This window comes from Kribbella aluminosa (assembly GCF_017876295.1).
GTDB lineage: Bacteria > Actinomycetota > Actinomycetes > Propionibacteriales > Kribbellaceae > Kribbella > Kribbella aluminosa.
Window position 1 is genome coordinate 1 of sequence record NZ_JAGINT010000001.1, and the last position, 17,537, is coordinate 17,537.

General features: G+C 67.4%; 22 protein-coding genes and 1 pseudogene. 14 read left to right on the forward strand and 9 right to left on the reverse strand.

Features of this window, described 5'->3' with window-relative positions; genetic code table 11:
- Window positions 1–1,429 precede the first annotated feature (1,429 nt).
- Genes JOF29_RS00005 through JOF29_RS00020 form a run of 4 tightly spaced genes read left to right on the forward strand, consistent with a single transcriptional unit; the run spans window position 1,430 to window position 6,017 of the window.
- Window positions 1,430–2,389, forward strand: coding sequence for a rhodanese-like domain-containing protein (locus tag JOF29_RS00005; RefSeq protein ID WP_209692172.1), 960 nt, complete (start codon window positions 1,430–1,432; stop codon window positions 2,387–2,389).
- A complete protein-coding gene (locus JOF29_RS00010; protein ID WP_209692173.1) occupies window positions 2,386–3,633 on the forward strand; it encodes an MFS transporter in 1,248 nt (415 codons plus the stop codon). Before JOF29_RS00005 ends, JOF29_RS00010 begins: the two co-directional genes overlap by 4 nt.
- Window positions 3,630–4,811 carry a cysteine desulfurase family protein gene (locus tag JOF29_RS00015; RefSeq protein WP_209692174.1) on the forward strand — a complete coding sequence of 394 codons (1,182 nt, stop codon included), beginning with the start codon at window positions 3,630–3,632 and terminating at the stop codon, window positions 4,809–4,811. Before JOF29_RS00010 ends, JOF29_RS00015 begins: the two co-directional genes overlap by 4 nt.
- 21 nt (window positions 4,812–4,832) lie before the next feature.
- Window positions 4,833–6,017, forward strand: coding sequence for a trans-sulfuration enzyme family protein (locus JOF29_RS00020; protein WP_209692175.1), 1,185 nt, complete (start codon window positions 4,833–4,835; stop codon window positions 6,015–6,017).
- A gap of 89 nt (window positions 6,018–6,106) precedes the next feature.
- Here JOF29_RS00020 and JOF29_RS00025 read toward each other — a convergent pair whose 3' ends face one another.
- The 3 genes from JOF29_RS00025 to JOF29_RS42535 all read right to left on the reverse strand — a co-directional run bounded on the left by JOF29_RS00025 (window position 6,107) and on the right by JOF29_RS42535 (window position 7,759).
- A complete protein-coding gene (locus JOF29_RS00025) occupies window positions 6,107–6,550 on the reverse strand; it encodes an SRPBCC family protein (protein WP_209692176.1) in 444 nt (147 codons plus the stop codon).
- 427 nt (window positions 6,551–6,977) lie between these two features.
- Window positions 6,978–7,577, reverse strand: coding sequence for a TSUP family transporter (locus JOF29_RS00030; RefSeq protein ID WP_307863534.1), 600 nt, complete (start codon window positions 7,575–7,577; stop codon window positions 6,978–6,980).
- Entirely contained in the window at window positions 7,523–7,759 is a 237-nt protein-coding gene (locus tag JOF29_RS42535; RefSeq protein WP_245357377.1) for a hypothetical protein, read from the reverse strand. The genes JOF29_RS00030 and JOF29_RS42535 overlap by 55 nt, the downstream gene beginning before the upstream one ends.
- A 245-nt stretch (window positions 7,760–8,004) precedes the next feature.
- Between JOF29_RS42535 and JOF29_RS00035 the strand changes: the two genes are divergently transcribed.
- From JOF29_RS00035 to JOF29_RS00060, 6 genes are all read left to right on the forward strand, one after another.
- Window positions 8,005–8,412 carry a MerR family transcriptional regulator gene (locus JOF29_RS00035; RefSeq protein ID WP_209692177.1) on the forward strand — a complete coding sequence of 136 codons (408 nt, stop codon included), beginning with the start codon at window positions 8,005–8,007 and terminating at the stop codon, window positions 8,410–8,412.
- Window positions 8,409–9,362, forward strand: a complete 954-nt coding sequence (locus JOF29_RS00040) for an alkylmercury lyase family protein (RefSeq protein WP_209692178.1) — start codon at window positions 8,409–8,411, stop codon at window positions 9,360–9,362. Before JOF29_RS00035 ends, JOF29_RS00040 begins: the two co-directional genes overlap by 4 nt.
- Before the next feature lie 209 nt (window positions 9,363–9,571).
- Window positions 9,572–9,919: an ArsR/SmtB family transcription factor gene (locus tag JOF29_RS00045; RefSeq protein WP_209692179.1), complete on the forward strand. Its 348-nt coding sequence runs from the start codon at window positions 9,572–9,574 to the stop codon at window positions 9,917–9,919.
- A 62-nt stretch (window positions 9,920–9,981) separates the two neighbouring features.
- Window positions 9,982–10,338, forward strand: a complete 357-nt coding sequence (locus tag JOF29_RS00050) for a rhodanese-like domain-containing protein (protein WP_209692180.1) — start codon at window positions 9,982–9,984, stop codon at window positions 10,336–10,338.
- Window positions 10,339–10,376: 38 nt separating this feature from the next.
- A complete protein-coding gene (locus tag JOF29_RS00055) occupies window positions 10,377–10,685 on the forward strand; it encodes an ArsR/SmtB family transcription factor (protein WP_245357378.1) in 309 nt (102 codons plus the stop codon).
- Window positions 10,682–11,707, forward strand: coding sequence for a permease (locus tag JOF29_RS00060; protein WP_307863074.1), 1,026 nt, complete (start codon window positions 10,682–10,684; stop codon window positions 11,705–11,707). Before JOF29_RS00055 ends, JOF29_RS00060 begins: the two co-directional genes overlap by 4 nt.
- Before the next feature lie 27 nt (window positions 11,708–11,734).
- Here the strand turns inward: JOF29_RS00060 and JOF29_RS00065 are convergent, their stop codons facing one another.
- The 3 genes and pseudogenes from JOF29_RS00065 to JOF29_RS00075 form a co-directional block, all read right to left on the reverse strand.
- Entirely contained in the window at window positions 11,735–12,136 is a 402-nt protein-coding gene (locus tag JOF29_RS00065; RefSeq protein ID WP_209692182.1) for an ABC transporter permease, read from the reverse strand.
- 22 nt (window positions 12,137–12,158) lie between these two features.
- Window positions 12,159–12,581 (reverse strand): annotated as a pseudogene (locus JOF29_RS45795) (ABC transporter permease); the annotation flags it as partial.
- A complete protein-coding gene (locus tag JOF29_RS00075; protein WP_209692183.1) occupies window positions 12,581–13,564 on the reverse strand; it encodes an ATP-binding cassette domain-containing protein in 984 nt (327 codons plus the stop codon). The gene JOF29_RS00075 and the pseudogene JOF29_RS45795, both read right to left, overlap by 1 nt.
- A 59-nt stretch (window positions 13,565–13,623) precedes the next feature.
- Between JOF29_RS00075 and JOF29_RS00080 the strand changes: the two genes are divergently transcribed.
- Both JOF29_RS00080 and JOF29_RS00085 read left to right on the forward strand, forming a co-directional pair.
- Window positions 13,624–13,968 (forward strand): PadR family transcriptional regulator, encoded by a 345-nt coding sequence (locus JOF29_RS00080; protein ID WP_209692184.1) that lies wholly within the window; start codon window positions 13,624–13,626, stop codon window positions 13,966–13,968.
- Window positions 13,950–14,516, forward strand: coding sequence for a permease prefix domain 1-containing protein (locus JOF29_RS00085; RefSeq protein ID WP_209692185.1), 567 nt, complete (start codon window positions 13,950–13,952; stop codon window positions 14,514–14,516). The genes JOF29_RS00080 and JOF29_RS00085 overlap by 19 nt, the downstream gene beginning before the upstream one ends.
- A 43-nt stretch (window positions 14,517–14,559) precedes the next feature.
- Here the strand turns inward: JOF29_RS00085 and JOF29_RS00090 are convergent, their stop codons facing one another.
- Window positions 14,560–14,904 (reverse strand): hypothetical protein, encoded by a 345-nt coding sequence (locus tag JOF29_RS00090; RefSeq protein WP_209692186.1) that lies wholly within the window; start codon window positions 14,902–14,904, stop codon window positions 14,560–14,562.
- A 165-nt stretch (window positions 14,905–15,069) separates the two neighbouring features.
- Here JOF29_RS00090 and JOF29_RS00095 point away from each other — a divergent pair, with 165 nt between their 5' ends.
- Window positions 15,070–15,588, forward strand: a complete 519-nt coding sequence (locus JOF29_RS00095; RefSeq protein WP_209692187.1) for an NUDIX hydrolase — start codon at window positions 15,070–15,072, stop codon at window positions 15,586–15,588.
- Between the two features lie 313 nt (window positions 15,589–15,901).
- On the opposite strand, the gene JOF29_RS42540 is transcribed toward JOF29_RS00095, so the two are convergent.
- Together JOF29_RS42540 and JOF29_RS42545 are read right to left on the reverse strand one after the other, a co-directional pair.
- Window positions 15,902–16,396, reverse strand: a complete 495-nt coding sequence (locus JOF29_RS42540; protein WP_307863075.1) for an NUDIX hydrolase — start codon at window positions 16,394–16,396, stop codon at window positions 15,902–15,904.
- Window positions 16,393–17,133, reverse strand: a complete 741-nt coding sequence (locus tag JOF29_RS42545) for a DUF5919 domain-containing protein (protein ID WP_245357379.1) — start codon at window positions 17,131–17,133, stop codon at window positions 16,393–16,395. Before JOF29_RS42545 ends, JOF29_RS42540 begins: the two co-directional genes overlap by 4 nt.
- 254 nt (window positions 17,134–17,387) lie before the next feature.
- On the opposite strand from JOF29_RS42545, the gene JOF29_RS00105 reads away from it, so the two are divergent.
- The gene (locus JOF29_RS00105) at window positions 17,388–17,537 is read left to right on the forward strand and encodes a hypothetical protein (RefSeq protein WP_209692188.1); all 150 of its coding nucleotides are present in this window, start codon (window positions 17,388–17,390) and stop codon (window positions 17,535–17,537) included.

Here is a 17,537-nt window from a genome sequence, read left to right on the forward strand (position 1 = left end):
AGGCTGGAGGAGTACCCGCCTTCCACAGGACGATCAACGATATGCCCGTGTGCGCGCGGCTTCGGGGATCGCGCGTCCACTGCTCAGGGTCCTGCCGCCATTCGAGGTATTGCGCTCGATGCGATTCGCCCGGCGATTTAGCCGGCATTCTCGCGCTGGACTCCGGATTCGCGTGACGACGAGGTAAGTGTCTTCGTCCTTGCTGGCCGCGTAGACATCAGCGGGGTCTCAGCCGGGGGAGGCGTGAGCGACTGGGCTCAGGGTCTCATTCGATCCCCACGCTGCCTCCAGCAATGTCGGGGTGCGCTCAGCTGGCGCCGGGAGATCGGCCAGCCGCCATGCGAGAATCCCGTCGTGAGGCCGAACGCCTGCAGTCCTTCGGCGTTGAGGGTCCGCACGGCCTCGTGGGCCAATAAGCAGTACGAGCCGCGGCAGTACGCCACGATGGTCGTACCGGGGGCTGTCGGCCCAGCGGTCGGCGAGCTCCGTCGACCGGGATAGACAACCGCGCCCGGTTATGGCCCCACGCTGTTTCTACCAGGGCGGACATCGACGACCGTCACATCCACCGGCCTGTAACTGCGCAGCAACGCTCGTCAGGGGTGTCCTCGGGCGATGTCATCGTTCGACCAGGTTAGGGAGCGGCGCGGCCGATCCGACCTCAGGACCACATGCTCCGAGGCGACCGTCGCGCAACTGCGCCCTACAGCGCAGCCACATCGCTTATGTGAGCCGGTAGTAGGACTCGTGCCGTCTTGCGAGCAGTCACCAGCCCGGCGCGCGCAGCAGTTGCAGATTGGTTGCGAGGCAAGTGTCAACACCAGGTCGCGCGGCGGCGAGCACCTCGACGAACGCTCGCCCTGGGCCAGCAGGTCAGCAACTCCAGCCTCTTGGCGCTGCCTCAGACGCGTTTTGCCGACCTGGCGAACTGATCGAACAGCTGCTGCATGGCAACGGGTCACCCATTGACATTCCTCCAATGATTCATGAATAGTGTAGGTGTGAATGGATGAACTGGCAAGTGAATCAGACGCGGTGTGTCGACGAAGGGCTGGGCAACTCGTCCTACCTGGTCGAACCTGGGCGGTATGGACGCGCGCTGGCCGTCGGACCCGTCGCTGGAATTTCTACGGGCGCTCGCCTGTGCGGTATGAGCGCGGGCGGCGGTCGATCTGACGGCTGGCGTTCGCGGCCGATACCTCCAGTTGCATGCCGACCTTTCTGTCCGGTGCGGTCCATGCTCGCTGCGGTGGACGGAGCGCGGCTGTCTGGCATCCGCCGCGGTGCGGCCGTGCAGTTCCCGGCACGTAGGCCTGGCGATGGTGTGACGAGATCGACCTGGGTGGCCTGACCGTGCGGCACCCTCCGCGACGCCGGGGCCTAACACGGCGAGCAGCTGTCACTTCGAGCTCCGCGACGGGACGGCGCAGTGGGGGTGTTCACCGGCGGGTCAGTGATCGTCGGCGGCGCTCGCTCGCACCGATCTGGCCGTGCCACTGATCAGACCGAGCAGCTGACCCGGTTGCAGTACCGGTCGCTGCAACGGCTGGCCGCGTTGCCGGACGCAACAGCAGTCCTACCGACTCATGGTGCGGGATCGTTCTGCTCAGCTCCTCAAGGCGGTGAACGAGTCTCCACCATCGGCCAGGAGAAGCGAGCGAACCCGCTGCTGCAGGTGCGAGACGAGGACGAGTTCGTCGGGCGCTTGCTCGCTGGGCTGGGGACCTTCCCGCCCTACTTCCTGCAGTTGCCGGAAGCCAATCGCCGGGGTCCTGCCCTGATCGAGGAAGACCAGCAGGTGCCGGCGCTTCCCGCCGAAAGCTTCACAGCTGCGGTCTCGTCGGGCGCCGTGGTGATCGATGTGCGCCCGGTCCGCGACTTCGCCGCCGGCCACGTCGCCGGTGCGATCTCCATCCCGCTACGGGCACAGTTCGCTTCCTGGCTCGGGTGGTTGCTGCAGGCCACCACGCCCTACCTGGTGATCCGCAACCGCGACCAAGACCTCGGCGACCTGGCCTGGCAGGCGGCAAAGATCGGCTTCCGACTTCCCCTCGGCGAACTCGCCGGTGGAATGCCCGGATGGAACGGCGCGACCGCCACCACGCCCTTGCTGAAACCCGACCAGGTCGGCGACAGCCACGTCCTCGACGTCCGCCAGGACAGCGAGTTCCATGCCGGGCATCTCCCGGGAGCCGAGCACCTCGAACTCGGCGCGTTACGTGACCGCGCAGGGGATGTCGATGCCGGGCCGGTGGTGGTGATGTGCGGGCACGGCGAGCGAGCAATGACCGGCGCCAGCATCCTGCAACGCGCGGGCCACCGCGGCGTACAGGTGCTAGACGGCGGCCCGGACGATTGGTCCGTCGCCACCGGCCGGACCCTGAAATGACTACCGAAGCCAAAGCCCCGCGACTGGGGCTGCGCGCCAACCTTGCCCAGTTCGTGTTACTGGTCGCGGTCAACGCCCTGGTCGGCGGGATGCTCGGCCAGGAACGCATCGTGTTGCCGCTGCTGGCCGACCAGACGTTCGGACTCACCAAGTACACCGGGGCATTGACCTTCATCCTCGCCTTCGGTGCCGTGAAGGCCGCCACCAACTTCTTCGCCGGCACCTGGTCCGACCGCTACGGCCGCAAACCGGTTCTGGTCGCCGGGTGGCTGATCGGGCTACCCGTGCCGCTGTTGCTGATCTGGGCCCCGAACTGGGGTTGGGTGATCGCCGCCAACGTGCTCCTCGGGATCAACCAGGGACTGACCTGGTCGACGACCGTGATCATGAAGATCGACCTCGTCGGCCCAGCCCGGCGGGGCCTGGCGATGGGGCTCAACGAAGCCGCCGGCTACCTCGCCGTCGCGGCCACCGCGATGGCCACCGGCTACCTGGCCGACGCCTACGGTCTGCGACCCGCGCCGTTCCTTCTCGGCGCCGCGTTCGCCGCGCTCGGCCTCGGCCTGTCCACCCTGGCCGTGCGTGAGACCCGCGGCCACGCGCACCACGAAGCGGCACGCGGCACTCCGACCCCGGGTGGCGATCTGACGACCGCGCAGGTCTTCACGCTGACCAGCTTCAAGGAACCAGCGCTGTCCTCGGCGTCGCAGGCCGGGCTGGTGAACAACCTGAACGACGGCATGGCCTGGGGTCTGTTCCCGATCCTGTTCGCCGCCCATCACCTGTCACTGGCCCGGATCGGTCTGCTCGGTGCGCTCTACCCGGCCGTTTGGGGGTTCGGGCAACTTGCGACCGGCGCACTGTCCGACCGGTGGGGGCGCAAAGGGCTGATCACGGCCGGGATGCTGCTGCAGGCGGGCGCGCTGGCCCTCGTCGCAGCAGGCGACACCTTCGGGCAATGGCTCGTCGCGGTCACATTCCTTGGTCTTGGTACGGCGATGGTCTATCCCACGCTGCTGGCCACGATCGGCGACGTCGCGCACCCCGCCTGGCGGGCACGTGCCGTCGGTGTGTACCGGTTGTGGCGCGACGGAGGCTTCGCCGTCGGTGCGCTGCTCGCCGGCATCATCGCCGACCTGTGGGGCATCCCCGCGGCCGTGTGGACCGTGGCCGCCCTGACCGCACTGTCCGGCCTCGTCGTGGCAGCGCGCATGTACGAAACCCACCCGAGGAGAAACCGGTGACTCATCCGGCTCTAGCCGACGGTCCGATCTACCTGGACTACAACGCCACCACCCCCGTCGACCCGCGGGTGACCGAGGCGATGACGCCGTACCTGACCACCTTCTTCGGCAACCCCTCCAGTAGCCACGCGTACGGTGCTGATCCCCAGGCCGCACTGGCCGCCGCCCGCGCGCAAGTCGCCGCCCTGATCGGCGCCCGACCCAGCGAGGTCGTGTTCACCGGCTCAGGGTCCGAAGCGAACCTCCTGGCGCTGCGCGGAGTCGTTCTCGCCTCCGGGCGGCCGCGGCCTCATGTGATCACCCAGGCCACCGAACACCCAGCGATCCTCGAGACCTGCCGAGCACTCCAGCGGCTGCACGGCGTACGGGTAACCGTGCTGCCGGTCGACGCCGACGGCCTGGTCGACCCCGCCGCACTGGTCGACGCTCTGGACGACGACACCGTCCTGGTCTCGATCATGGCCGCGAACAACGAAACCGGCGCGCTGCAGCCGATCGCCGAACTCACCGAACTCGCTCACCGGCACGGTGCCTTGTTTCACAGCGATGCCGCCCAAGCCGCCGGCAAGGTCCCGGTCGCCGTCGATCAACTCGGGGTGGATCTGCTCACTGTCGTCGGCCACAAGATGTACGCACCGAAAAGCACCGCGGCCCTGTACGTGCGTGGCGGCGTTCAACTGGAACCGGTCGTCTACGGCGGCGGCCAAGAACGCGGCCTCCGGGCCGGCACCGAGAACGTCGCCCTCGCCGTGGCCCTCGGCACCGCCGCCGAACTGGCCGTGGACGAACTCGCCGGCGGCCGCGCCGATGAACTGGCACAGCTACGCGACCTCCTGCGCGAGCGCCTCTCCGACGCCCTGCCCGGACGGGTGCACCTCAACGGCCCCGAAAGCGCAAGGTTGCCCAACACCCTCAACGTCAGCATCGATCGGACCCGGGGGCATGAGCTCCTCGCTGCCGCGACCGGCGTCGCCGCCTCCAACGGCTCGGCCTGCCACAGCGGCACCCACACCCCATCGCCCGTACTGAGCGCCATGGGCCTCGACCACGAACGTGCTCTCGCCGCCGTCCGGCTCTCGCTGGGCCGGTGGAGCAGACGCGAGGAAATCGAGACAGCGGCAGCTGCAATCACCAAAGCGGCCACCGCGCTGCAGCGGCCGCACAACGCCCAACCGTGATCGACGAAAACCAGGAGAGGCATGACCGACACCAACGAGCAGGGACTGTCCACCCGAAGCGTGCACGCCGGCGAAACCCGCGATCCGCAAGGAGCCATCCACACCCCGCTCTACACGCATTCCACGTTCGCGTTCGACTCCACCGCCGACCTCCTCGACGTCGTCGAAGGCCGCAAACCGGGCAACCTCTACACCCGCTACGGCCTCAACCCCACCATCCGCTCAGTCGAAGCCAAACTCGCCGACCTCGAAGGCGGCGAACAAGCTCTAGGCTTCTCCTCCGGTATGGCCGCCGAAGCCGCGACATTCCTCGCCCACACCCGCACCGGCGAACACATCGTGTGCATCGGAGACGTCTACGGAGGCACCTTCGAACTCCTCGGGGACAACCTGCCCCAGCTCGGCATCACCACCACGTTCCTGCGCGCCGACGAAGTCGACCGACTGCCCGACGTACTGACCGCCAGCACCCGGATCGTGTTCTTCGAGACACCGTCCAACCCCACCCTGGACCTCTTCGACATCGCCGCGATCACCACCCACGCCCATGCAGCCGGTGCGCTGACCGTTGTCGACAACACCTTCGCCACTCCCGTCAACCAGAACCCGCTCCACCACGGCGCAGACCTCGTCATCCACTCCGCCACCAAGTACCTCGGCGGCCACTCAGACCTGACCGCCGGCGCACTCATCGGACCAGCGGAACTGCTGGCGCCGGTCGCCATGTGGCGCAAGAACCTCGGCCAAATGATCGCGGCCGAAACCGCCTCCCTCCTCGCCCGCTCCGTCCGCTCGCTGCCTGTTCGGGTCCGCGCACAAAACGACACCGCCGCAGCCGTCGCCGCGTTCCTCGCGACCCACCCGCGCGTGAGCCGAGTCAACTACCCAGGACTGGCCACGGGCGACGCCAAACAGATCTACGACACGCAGATGCGCGGCGGCGGTGGAATGCTCAGCGCCGTCCTCGACGCCACGGCCGATGAAACCGCCGCCGTCGTAGACCGGCTCCGGCTGTTCGCCATCGCCCCAAGCCTTGGCGGGGTAGAAAGCCTCATCACTCAACCGATCACCACCACCCACCACGGCCTGGCCCCGGACGAACGCGCCAAACGCGGCATCGCCGACAGCATGATCCGCCTATCCGTCGGCCTCGAAGACGCCGACGACCTCATCCAAGACCTGACCCACGCACTCGCTGACAACTAACCCACTACCGCCTGGTCGTGCACCAGTCCGGTGAACGGCCAGGCTCACGGCCCAGATGGCCACGATCGGCCCGAGTAGGTGCCGGCCGGTCAGGTGCTCGGCTCGAGGCGCGCCTTCAGCCGGGCCATGTTGCGCACCATCTCTTTGCGGGACTGCGGCCGCACAAGCAGCGGTACAAGAATCTTCCCGATGCCGTGTCCCTCGAAGTCCAGATCGATCGTGACCCGCGAGGCGTTCCGGCCGGCCAGTGGCTCGACAGTGACGTGCACCCTCGAACGGATCGGACCGTCGACACCGTGCACCGCCCACGCGCCAGGCGGATCGAGCACGGTGACCTCGGACGTCACCTTCCGCTCACCGCCACCGATCTTGCGGGTGGTGACACATATCGATCCGACGGATGTCGGGCCGCCGTCCATGTACCCGTCGACCAAGTTCTCCTGCCACTCGGCGAACCGAGCCGGGTCGGTGACATAGGCGAACACCTCCTCCGGCGCACCGGCGACCTCCACTTGCGACACGATCGATCCCATTTTCATCCTCACTTCTGTTCGGGTCGGCTGCGGGCGGAAGGGCCATTGCTTGTATGACGAACGGCGGGCCTTCGATATCGACACCGTGCCCCCAACCGCTGCCGCTGGTCTACAAGCGCTGTCATGCCTGGTCGGTCGCCCCAGCCCTCATCGCGGTACGGCCGCATCGACCAGACCCCCTCGACCACCGGCTCCTGACCGCCAGCCACAGCTTGACGAGTTCAGCGAAGAAACCCGTCCCCACTTCAACTCGTATCTAGCTCCGCCGCGCCTGCCGTGCTGGCCGGGCAGCTGTTCGACAGCCCGGGACAGCTCCAACCCGACCGGCCGGAGCAGCTCGGGCGCCACCTTGCCCACTCCGCCAGTGTTGCCCTAGGCAACGCTGTACGCCAGCCCAGTCAGGCCGCAAGTACGTTGCTGGATCGCCTCAACTGAACAGCTGAACGGCATACAGGCCGCCGAGCACCATCGCGAGACCACCCGGCAACAGACGCAGAATCGTTTCGGGCAGGCGGGGCCGGAAGTGGGCGCCGAGGTAGCCGCCGATCAGGCCACCGAGTCCGCACGCCAGACCGAGAGTCCAGATCGGCGCAATGTTCCCGCTGGTGGTGAGCGCCAGCAGCGAGTAGGTGACCGCGCCCACGGCCGAGGTCAGGAACGTCGAGGCGAGAGCGGCTGGTGCGACTTTCGCGATCGGTACGCCGCGGCCGACCAGGAGCGGACCGAGCAGTGATCCGCCACCGATGCCGTAGATGCCACCGACCACTCCGACAGCTAGGGCGAGGAGGGTGACCGAGCGCGGTGACGGCTCGGCACCTGACCGCTCGGGCGAAGGGCGCACAGCGCGGATACAAAGCCAACTGCCCAGCGGCAAGAGCAAGGCGGCGACCAAGAGCCGGAACGCCCCGGGGCCGGGGATGGCGAAGACCCTGATGATCGCGCCGACCACCACGCCTGGCAGTGTTCCGAGGATCAGCCGCCGCGTGAGCGTTCCGCCGAGCTCCCCGCGTCGGCGGTATCGCAGCAGGGCGCCCGGGCCGGCACAACGTTGAACAACAGATTGGTCGGTGTCACCGCCGGGCTGGGTACCCCCAGGACGCTGAGCTGCACCGGCAGCAGGAAGACCGCACCCGACACTCCAACCGGGGCGGTGACGACCGCGATCAGCAGACCCATCGCGAAGCCGAGCAGGCCCGTGGACCAGGTCACTACCCGTTCCCCAGCGTCATCGGGCCAGTATCGAGCTCGCGGCGGCCAAGCCGCGGACCGTCCGCCAATTGGCACAGACCGACGAGAGGACTTGCATCTGGTACGTAGGTACGGATTTACCGTCGAAGCATGAGCACCGAACCTCGAGTAGGGCAGCGGCCAGCTGGGAGCGACCGGCACGCTCGACGGCTCTCGCAGCTGGGAACCTTGACTCTGTAGCTGGGTCCAGGGTTGAGGATGAAGATATGCGAACCAGCGAGCTGGCCGGCCGGGCTGGAGTGAATACGGAGACGTTGCGCTACTACGAGCGCCGCGGGCTGCTCACCGAGCCGCCGAGGACTCCCGGCGGCTACCGCGACTACCCACCAAGCACGGTCGAACTGCTGCGGTTCATCAAACGCGCCCAAGAACTCGGCTTCACTTTGGACGCGGTCGAGGAACTACTCCACCTCGACAACGGCGGCCCGGAGGCCTGCGACGGGGCCCGCGCCCTGGCCGAACACCGACGCGCGGATCTGGCGGTGCGGATCCGCGACCTGCAACGGATGCACGACTCGCTCGCCCGGCTGGTCGCGACCTGTGACCTGCCCCGCGCCGACCGCAGTTGCGCGCTGCTGGAAGCGATCGACCACCGCCCGGAGGCGACCAGATGAAACTCGAAGTGCTGCACGTCCGCGACTGCCCCAACCTGCCGCTGATGCTGCAACGGCTCGCCGAGGTCACCGACCTGCCGGTCACGACCAGGCTGATCGAGTCCGACGACGACGCCGCCCGATTCGGCATGGCCGGCTCGCCGACCCTGCTGATCGACGGCACCGACCCCTTCACCACAGCCGACGACTGCGCATGCGGAGTGTCGTGCCGCCTCTACCGCGACGAGCACGGCCGGATCGTTCCCGCCCTGTCGATCGACCAGCTACGTGCGGCGATCACGGCAGCCGGCCGCATAGACGACTCAGCGCCCAGGGAGGTACTGAGCGCCTGGCGCACCCGCGCGCTCCCGCTGGATCCAGTCGAGAAGGCGGTACACCAGACGATCCTGCGCGCCTTCGCTACCAACGGCGCCCCACCCACGGCCGCAGACCTGGCCCTGGTCGCGGCCGACGGCGCCAAGACCACGGCCGAAGTGCTGACCGCGCTGCACGAGGCCGACGCCATCCGGCTCGCTCCCGACGGCCAGGTCGCAGTCGCCTACCCGTTCTCCGCCACGCCGACCCGGCACCGCGTCCGCATCGTCGACCCCGGCGGCGGCGGGGTCGACGTCTACGCGATGTGCGCGATCGATGCCCTCGGCATGGCACCCATGCTTGGCCGAGACACCCGGATCGAGTCCGTCGACGTAATCACCGGCCAGCCGATCACGGTCACCACCACCGACGGGCGCACCACCTGGCAGCCCGCGGCGGCGGTCGTGTTCATCGGCGCCGATGCCGGCGGCGGCCCGTCAGCTGACTGCTGCTGCGACTACCTCAACTTCTTCGCAGACCACAGCGCAGCACAGGCCTGGACCAGCAGCCACCCCGGCATCCCCGGACAGATCCTCAACCAGCCCGACGCCGAAGAACTCGCAGTCCGCCTTTTCCAGCCGCTCCTCGCGACCTGACACGGCCCCGGCTAGGGCAGGTGACGGTCGATGCGCCGCAGCAGCACCAACACACCGGCGCCGACGGCTGAAACGTCTCCTCCGCAACGGTCATACCGCCATCATCAGTCCAACCACGCCCAGCAACACTGGAACATGGCCGGAGTCCTCGCCGGTGCGACTCCTCGCAAGCACTTCACCATTACACTGATTCGTGTAATAGTGGTGTCATGAGTGATCAAGTGGCGGCGGCCGTGCGGCGGCCGGTGTTGGCTGAGCGTGCGTTGATCGACCCGGTGGATGCGTCGCGGTTGGAGGGTCTGTTCAAGGTGTTGGCCAATGACACTCGTCTGCGCTTGCTGCATGCGCTGGTCCGCGATGGGGAGTTGTCGGTGAGTCAGCTGGCCGAGGCTGTGGAGTTGAAGCCGCAAGCGGTGTCCAACCAGCTGCAGCGTCTGGTCGACAAGGGAATTTTGGCGTCGCGCCGCGACGGTAACCGGATCTGGTACCGCATCGATGACCGGTGCGTGGTGGGCCTGATCGATCTCGCTTGGTGCCTCACCGACTCGACCGCTTGACCCCGCGCGGCACCCGGGGTCACCGCATTTCAACCACACCAGCGACATCGAAGGGTTCCGTCATGCCTGTTTCAGAAATTCACCAAGCCGAGGTCGCCGAACTGATCGCTGCCGGCGACGCCGTCCTGGTCGAGGCGCTACCTGAAGATGTCTACGCGCAGGGTCATCTGCCGGGAGCGGTGAACATCCGGCCCCGGCGTGTTGTCGAGCTGGCCAAGACACTGCTGCCCGACCTGGACCGACGCGTCGTTGTCTACTGCGGCAGCGCCGACTGCGACGCGTCGCTGCGGGTCGCCCAGCGGCTGGCGGAGCTCGGTTACCGCGACGTGCACCGCTACACCGGCGGAAAACAGGACTGGATCGACGCCGGCCTGCCGATCGAGAAGCCCGCCCGGCGATCGCTCGACCAATGCTGCTGACTACTTCCGCACCCGGGCGGCCTCTCATCGCTGAGCCGATGGGCGAGATCGAGGCGGCCGGGGCGGCGGCCTCGTTCAGGGCACTTGGCGACCCGGTACGGCTGCGGCTGCTGTCGGTGATCGCCTCGTGTGAGACCGACCCGCTGTGCGTGTGCGAGCTGGCCAGCGGGTTCACCGTCACCGGCCCCACCATCAGTCACCACCTGAAGGTCCTTCGCCAAGGCGGACTGATCCACAGCGACCGTCACGGCAACCGGATCAACTACCGTGCCGATCTGATCGCGCTGAACCGCCTCGGCGCCCTCCTCACGACCTGCGACGAACAGCACGAGGGTGAGGCATCGTGATCGAGTCCGCGCTGGACCTACTGGGCCGTGTCATCGGCGACGTGTGGACAACCTTCACCAACGTGTGGCCGTTCCTGGCCGCGAGCATCATCGTTGCCTCGGTCCTGGTCGTGTATGTCGGCACCGACCGGCTGGCGACCTGGCTGCGCAAAAGCACCCCAATCGCCGTTGTCGGCGCGGTGGCGCTGGCGACACTGACACCGTTTTGTTCGTGCGGAACCACCGCAGTCGTGCTCGGCGCGATGGCCTCCCACGTTCCATGGGCACCGGTGGTCGCGTTCATGGTGTCCTCGCCGCTGACCAGCCCCGAAGAACTCGTTCTGTCGACCGGCCTGTTCGGGGCGCCGTTCGCGCTGACGTTCTTCGTCGCCGCCATCGCTCTCGGCCTCGTCGCCGGCGTCGTCACCTTCCTCATCGAGCGCACCGGCTGGCTTGCCGGCCAGGCCCGGATGAGCAGCGGGCAGAGCGACACAGCCTGCAACAGCAGGTGCGAAGCCCCGTCGCAGGAAGCCGGCCCGGAGCCGTCATGCTGTGCAGTCGAGGCACCAGCGGGTGAGGCTGGACCGGTGCAGACGCTGGCGACTCCAGTCCGGCGTGCCCCGGCACTTGCCCGGTACAAGATCGACGTGCTGGTACGGGAAATTCTCATCACGGGCCGGCGTCTCGCCTTGTTCTTCTTCGGTTTCGCGACCTTGGGCTACCTCCTGATCGAAGCCATCCCAACCCGGTGGCTCACCGACTACCTGGGCGGAGACTCCGTCCTGGCCGTTCCGCTGGCTGCGCTGATCGGCATCCCGGTCTACCTGAACACCGACGGATCCCTCCCGCTGGTGGCGACCCTGATGGACGGCGGCATGGGCGCCGGCCCAGCGCTGGCGTTCCTGATCACCGGTGCCGGCACCAGCATCGGCGCGATCAGCGGCATGCTCCTCATCGCCCGCCGCCGCGTCGTCGCCCTGGTCGTCGGACTCCTCTACCTCGGCGCCGTCACGCTGGGCTGGCTGGCGCCCCTGTGGCTCTGAACCAGCCGCCCGCGTTAACGAAGCCGGTCAACCGGCGTTGGTACGACGGTAGCGGAGCACCGCGGCCGGAACGGTGACCACCAGCAGCACGGCGATCCAGGCCAGCGCCCGCCACACATGCTCAGCCGTCGGGCCACCAAGCACCAGGGCGCGCAACGCGTCGACCGTGACGGTGATCGGGTTGACGTCGGCGAAGGCCTGCAGCCAGCCCGGCATCGTGGCGACCGGGACGAACGTGGAACTGGTGAACACCAACACGATGACCGGCATCAGCCCAGCCAGCCCCGCCGTCTCCGCGTCGTGAACCAGCAAACCCACCAGCGCGTTGATCCACGAGAAGGCGACACCGATCAGCAGCGCCAGGCCGATCGCGCCCGCCGCGGGCCGCGGCTCCGGCGTGGAAGCGGAACCCGATCGCGTATCCCACACCGGTCATCAGCAGCAGCACGAACAGGTTGCGCACTGCGTCGGCCACCGTCCGCCCGGCCAGCACCGCCGACCGGGTCATCGGCAGCGCACGGAACCGGTCGATCATTCCGGTGGCCAGATCGTCCGCGATCGCGACCCCGGTCTGGGAGGCACCGAACGCGATTGCTAGCACGAAGATCCCCGGCAGCAGGAAGTCGACGTAGTTCTCGACACCGGGCGGGTGGATCGCGCCGCCGAACACGTAGGTGAACAGCAACACGAACAGCACCGGCTGCACGGTGGCGAACGCGATCAACGTCGGCACCCGCATCAGCCGCCGCAGGTTCCGGCCCGTGATCACCGACACGTCGCCCAGAAACCACCGCAGCCCCCGTGCTCTCGCGGCGTCTGTGGCAGTTGCGGGATCAACTGATTGCGGGACAGGCGTCGCCGCGTCGGTCGTCATCACAGGCTCCGGGTCTCGGCAAGATCCGTGGCTGGTCCAGCTGTGGCTGACTGGCCGGTCAAGGCCAGGAAGACATCATCGAGTGACGGCCGGCGCAACGCCACGTCGGTTACCCGCAACTCGGCCGCCGCCAGCCGGGCCACCGCGTCGCCGAGCACACCTGGGCCGTCGGCAACCGGAAGCACCACCGTGCCTTCGCCGCAGTCGACGGCCGGTGGGCCGGAACCGAGGTCCGCGACGGTCGCCGCCAAGGCGGCCGGCTCGACGCCCGGTGCCGCCCGCAGCTCGAGCCGGTCGCCACCCACCTGCGCTTTCAGTTCGTTCGAAGTTCCGGTGGCGATCACCCGGCCGGTGTCAATGACCGCGATGGTGTCAGCGAGGTGGTCGGCCTCCTCCATGTACTGGGTGGTGAGCAGGACCGTCGTGCCCTGTGCGGTCAGTGCGGCGATCGTGTGCCACAACCCGATCCGGCCACGCGGATCCAGGCCGGTTGTCGGCTCGTCCAGGAACAACACCGACGGCCTGGCCACCAGGCTGGCCGCGACATCCAGCCGCCGGCGCATCCCGCCGGAATAGCTACGAAGGACCCGATCCGCCGCCGCGCCAAGGTCGAACGTGTCGAGCAGTTCGTCGGCCCGTCTGCGGGCACTGGCGCGGGTAAGGCCTGACAGCCGGCCGATCATCTGCAGGTTCTCCCGGCCGGTCAGATACGGATCGACCGCCGCGTACTGACCCGCCAACCCGATCCGCCGCCGCACCGCAGCGGCCTGCCTGACCACGTCCAATCCCGCGACCCGCGCGCGACCGGCATCGGGGCGCAGCAGCGTCGCGAGAACCCGGACTGCGGTGGTCTTTCCTGCCCCGTTCGGTCCGAGCAGCCCCAGGATCGACCCGGTCGGCACCTGCAGATCGACACCCGAAAGCGCCTCGACGGCCCCGAACTGTTTCACCAAGCCTTCGGCCACGATCGCCAGCTCGCCCATCACGCCCACCACCCATAGCTAGGATTACTACCTATCCGCTTGTTGTAGGATAACTACTCATGAGGGCGGATGCGCAAGCCTTGAAAGGTCACCTCGATGTCCTCCTGCTCGCCACCTTGAGCGACGGGCCTCAGCACGGCTACGCGATCAAGGAGGCGCTGCGAGACGGCAGCGGCGGCCGGTTCGACCTGCCCACCGGCACCGTCTACCCGGCACTGCACCGGCTCGAACGAGCCGGGCTGATCGCCGGATCCTGGTCCGTGGTCGACGGGCGTCGACGGCGCAGCTACCAGCTGACCGACGACGGCCATAAGAAGCTGGCGGGCGACCGCGCCAACTGGCGCGAGTTCGCCACCGCGGTCACGACACTGCTGGAGCCAGGCCCATGGCCGACCGCGACCTGATCCACAACTACCTGAACGAACTCGCTCAACGCCTCCCGGCCGGGACCGTCGAGGAACTCGCCGACGGCCTCGAAGAGACCTTCCAACACCACCTGCGAAGCGGCCTGTCCCCAGCCGACGCCGCGCACGCGGCTATCGCCGAGTTCGGCCCGCCAGCACAGGTCACAACCGCGTTCGCCCTCCAATCCCCAGGCCGACGCACCGCGATCGCCCTCCTAGCCACCGCCCCTGTGTTCGCGGCTCTGTGGGGAACGACGCTGATCACTACACAGGCCTGGCACTGGCCGGTTCCTCCTGCTGCGGCAGCCGTGTTCGGCACGACTCTGCTCATCGTCGCTGTCACGCTCCTGTCCGTTGCCAGAAGCAAAGACCCAAGGACAGCCCGGCTCGCCGGCCCTGCCAGCGTCGCCTTGATCCTGCTCGACCTCGGCATGCTCGCGATCGCAACCGCTACCCCAGCCGTCACATGGCCCATGGCCCTCGCCATCGCAGCCAGCCTGGCCCGGACCGCGCTGGCCGCGCGCAATCTCCCACGCGTTTTCGCATAGCCGCCTGCCCACCGCATCAGGTGTGCCGCCGTGGGCAGGTTGGCTAGTTCAGTGAAGTCGGCCTCAGCTGTACGGGACGCAATTCATTGATCGCGGTGAGGGTCTCGAAGTGCAGCCGATCGAGGATCATGAAGGTCTTGCAGCACGGCGGGCGGCAATGGAGATGGAGCCGTTCGAGGAGAACGAGGCAAGGATGCACGCGATGTGGAAGCACGAGGGCGAGGCAGGTCCGGCTGAGCCGCCTGCGGGTGGCTGAATCATGCATTCGGACCGATTTCGGACCATCGTCGATGTTCATTTGCTTCTGATCCGTGACGGCCAGATCCTTCTCGCTCAGCGGAAGAACACGGGATACGCCGATGGGCTTTGGCACATGCCGTCCGTTCATTTGGCAAGTCGGTTGTCGGAATAGGATTTGTCGGTTTCGTTGGTCATGTGTCCACTCTGGCGCAAGCCGGGTGGGCGGCACCCGAGCGCTGCTACATGTATGTCGTCGTGCACGTGATCGCCCGCTGACCCAAAGGTCGTCAACCAGCCAGCCAGGGAGAACTTCGTGAACCAGCGGTACCGCAGCATCGTCGACGTCTACGTGCTTATGCGCCGCCCCGACGGGCAGGTCCTGCTGCTGGAGCGCGCCAACACCGGCTATGCCGACCACCAGCTCTGTCCGCCCAGCGGTCACCTTGAAGAATTTGAGTCGGTCGTCGACGGCGCTATCCGGGAGGCCAACGAGGAAGTCGGCGTCATCATCGACCCGAGCGATCTCCAGTTCGTCCACGTTGTCCACCATCGCGCGCCGGGCTGCGAAGGTCGGGTCGGTTTGTTCTTCCTGACCGAGAAGTGGGCAGGTCAGCCCTGGAATCGGGAGCCGCATATGTGTGCCGGTCTGTTCTGGATCGACCCAACGCAACCGCCCTCGACAACCGTGGCCTATACCGCTGCCGCCCTTCAGCAAATCACTCTTGGGCGGCCCTTCTCCCTCGACGGCTGGACACCAGCCCATCTGGACAATGTGTCGTATGGCGCTCACAGACATGCCGTGACTGGCCACGACAGTCATGACCCGCGATAACCCAAGAGGAAGACCAGCGTTCGGCCACCGCTGACCGGCCGGCAGGGCCGGTGCCCTGCGTCCGTTGCTGGACCCGGACGCGGTCGGGCTCGACGACGACGAGGACGGCGCGGAGGGCTGACGGCACTCGACGGCGAGCAGGGCGCCGATCAGTTTTGCGGGCCGCCTCTTTGGTCAGCAGGACTCACGATGACCACCACTGAAACGGGCGCGCGGCCGACCAGTCCGTGCCCACGAGACACACAGCTGAGGCTGGCCTGTCGACGACCCGGCCGCTTTGTCTGGATCGGTCACATCAGGCTCTCGAGCGTGTTCACCCGATCCATGGCTGGTCGGATTGCAGGGCGTGGTCGATGCGTTGCTGGAGGGCGGGGTGGATCGGGTAGTCGCCGAGCTCATCGAGGGGTACCCAGCGGACTTGCTGTGCTTCGTCGGGTGCCGGGGTGATCTGGCCGCCGGTGACGGCGGCGTGCAGGCAGATGTTGATCGGCTGGCGGACTTCGTCGATCTTGTTGCCGTGGTAGTAGACGATCACGTGCCGCGGGTCGGAGAAGACACCGACGAGGCCGGTGATCTCGACGTCGAGTCCTGTTTCTTCGCGGCATTCACGCACGGCTGCCTGCGCGACGGTCTCGCCTTTTTTGACGCCGCCGGTCGGGATGGTCCACAGATTGTTGTCGACTCGCTGCAGGAGCAGTAGCCGTCCGGCGTCGCGTACGACGACGCTGGCCGATGCCTTGCGGCTCGTGGGTTTCGGGGCGTCGGGGTCGTCCCAGTGGTCGACGCGGCGGGTGCGGCCCGGGGTCACGGCTGTGGCACCTGCCGGAACTCGCGAGCCGACCCCCAGACGCGTTCGAAGCTTTCCAGGTAGGTGTTGACGTAGGCGCCGTCGATCCGCCGCAGGTGCGTGGTCGGGGTGAAGGCCGCGAGGATGCCGTAGACGTGGTGGTTGATGATCAGGTCGTCGTCGAAGCGGTAGATGCTGTTGTAGAGCGGGGTGTCGTGGAGTCGGATCTCTACCGATCCGGGGAGCTGCTCGGTGTAGTGCCCGAGCACGGAAATGACCCGGCCGGCGACGCCGCCGTTGATCTTGTACTCGAGGTCTCTGGCCGCGAGCTGGCTGCCTTGTGGGTCACCCAGCAGTAGACGCACCCTGACCCCGGCCTCGGCTTTGGCAGCGAGGGTCGGCAGCCAGTCGCTGTGTTCTTCGGCCAGGAACAGGCCGGCGAACGCCAGTACGTCGACGTTGCGCTGCGATGCGCGCAGAAGCTCGGTCCACAGATGCCTCGGCACGTCGTTGCGGCGGGGGTAGGTCGCGACCAGTTCGGCCCCGGCCAGTGATGCTCCGTTGACCGCTTCGGGCCACAGATAGCCCTCGTCCTCACCGAGGACCGCCGCGACCCGGTAGCGAGTACGTGGGTAGGGGATCGAGTCGCCGGCGATCCAGCGTTCGACGCTCTTGGTCGATACCTCGGCCGCGGCCGCGAGGCTGCTCAGGTCGTGACCGCTGCGATGCATGGCCCGGCGGAACCGTTCGTTCACCATCACCCCAGTGTGGCCATCTCCAGACAACTTGTCGACGCGACGAAGACCAGAGATGTCGATAGATGTCGCGCCGTGGTGATGCGCTGTCCGTAGCTACTCAGGGACGCTGGGTGTTACCAGCAGTAGGACGCTGTTCTTCTTCGGGCAGGAAATCGTCAACGGGGAGTTGGCATGATGAACGTGGGATTCGAGGTGCTGTACGGCATCGCCGGTGCACTTTGGCTGTACCTCGGCGCGACCCAGAAGGCCGACCGGTGAACGCTACCGCCACGGTGGAATCGGCCGAATTGTGCCGCGTCCAGGTGAAACTGGGCAGCCACGAGGCTGCTGCGCGGCGACGGTACGCCGAGTGGTTCAAGACGCTCAACGACCGTTTCCGGCGCTGGACAGACGAGGACCGCTGA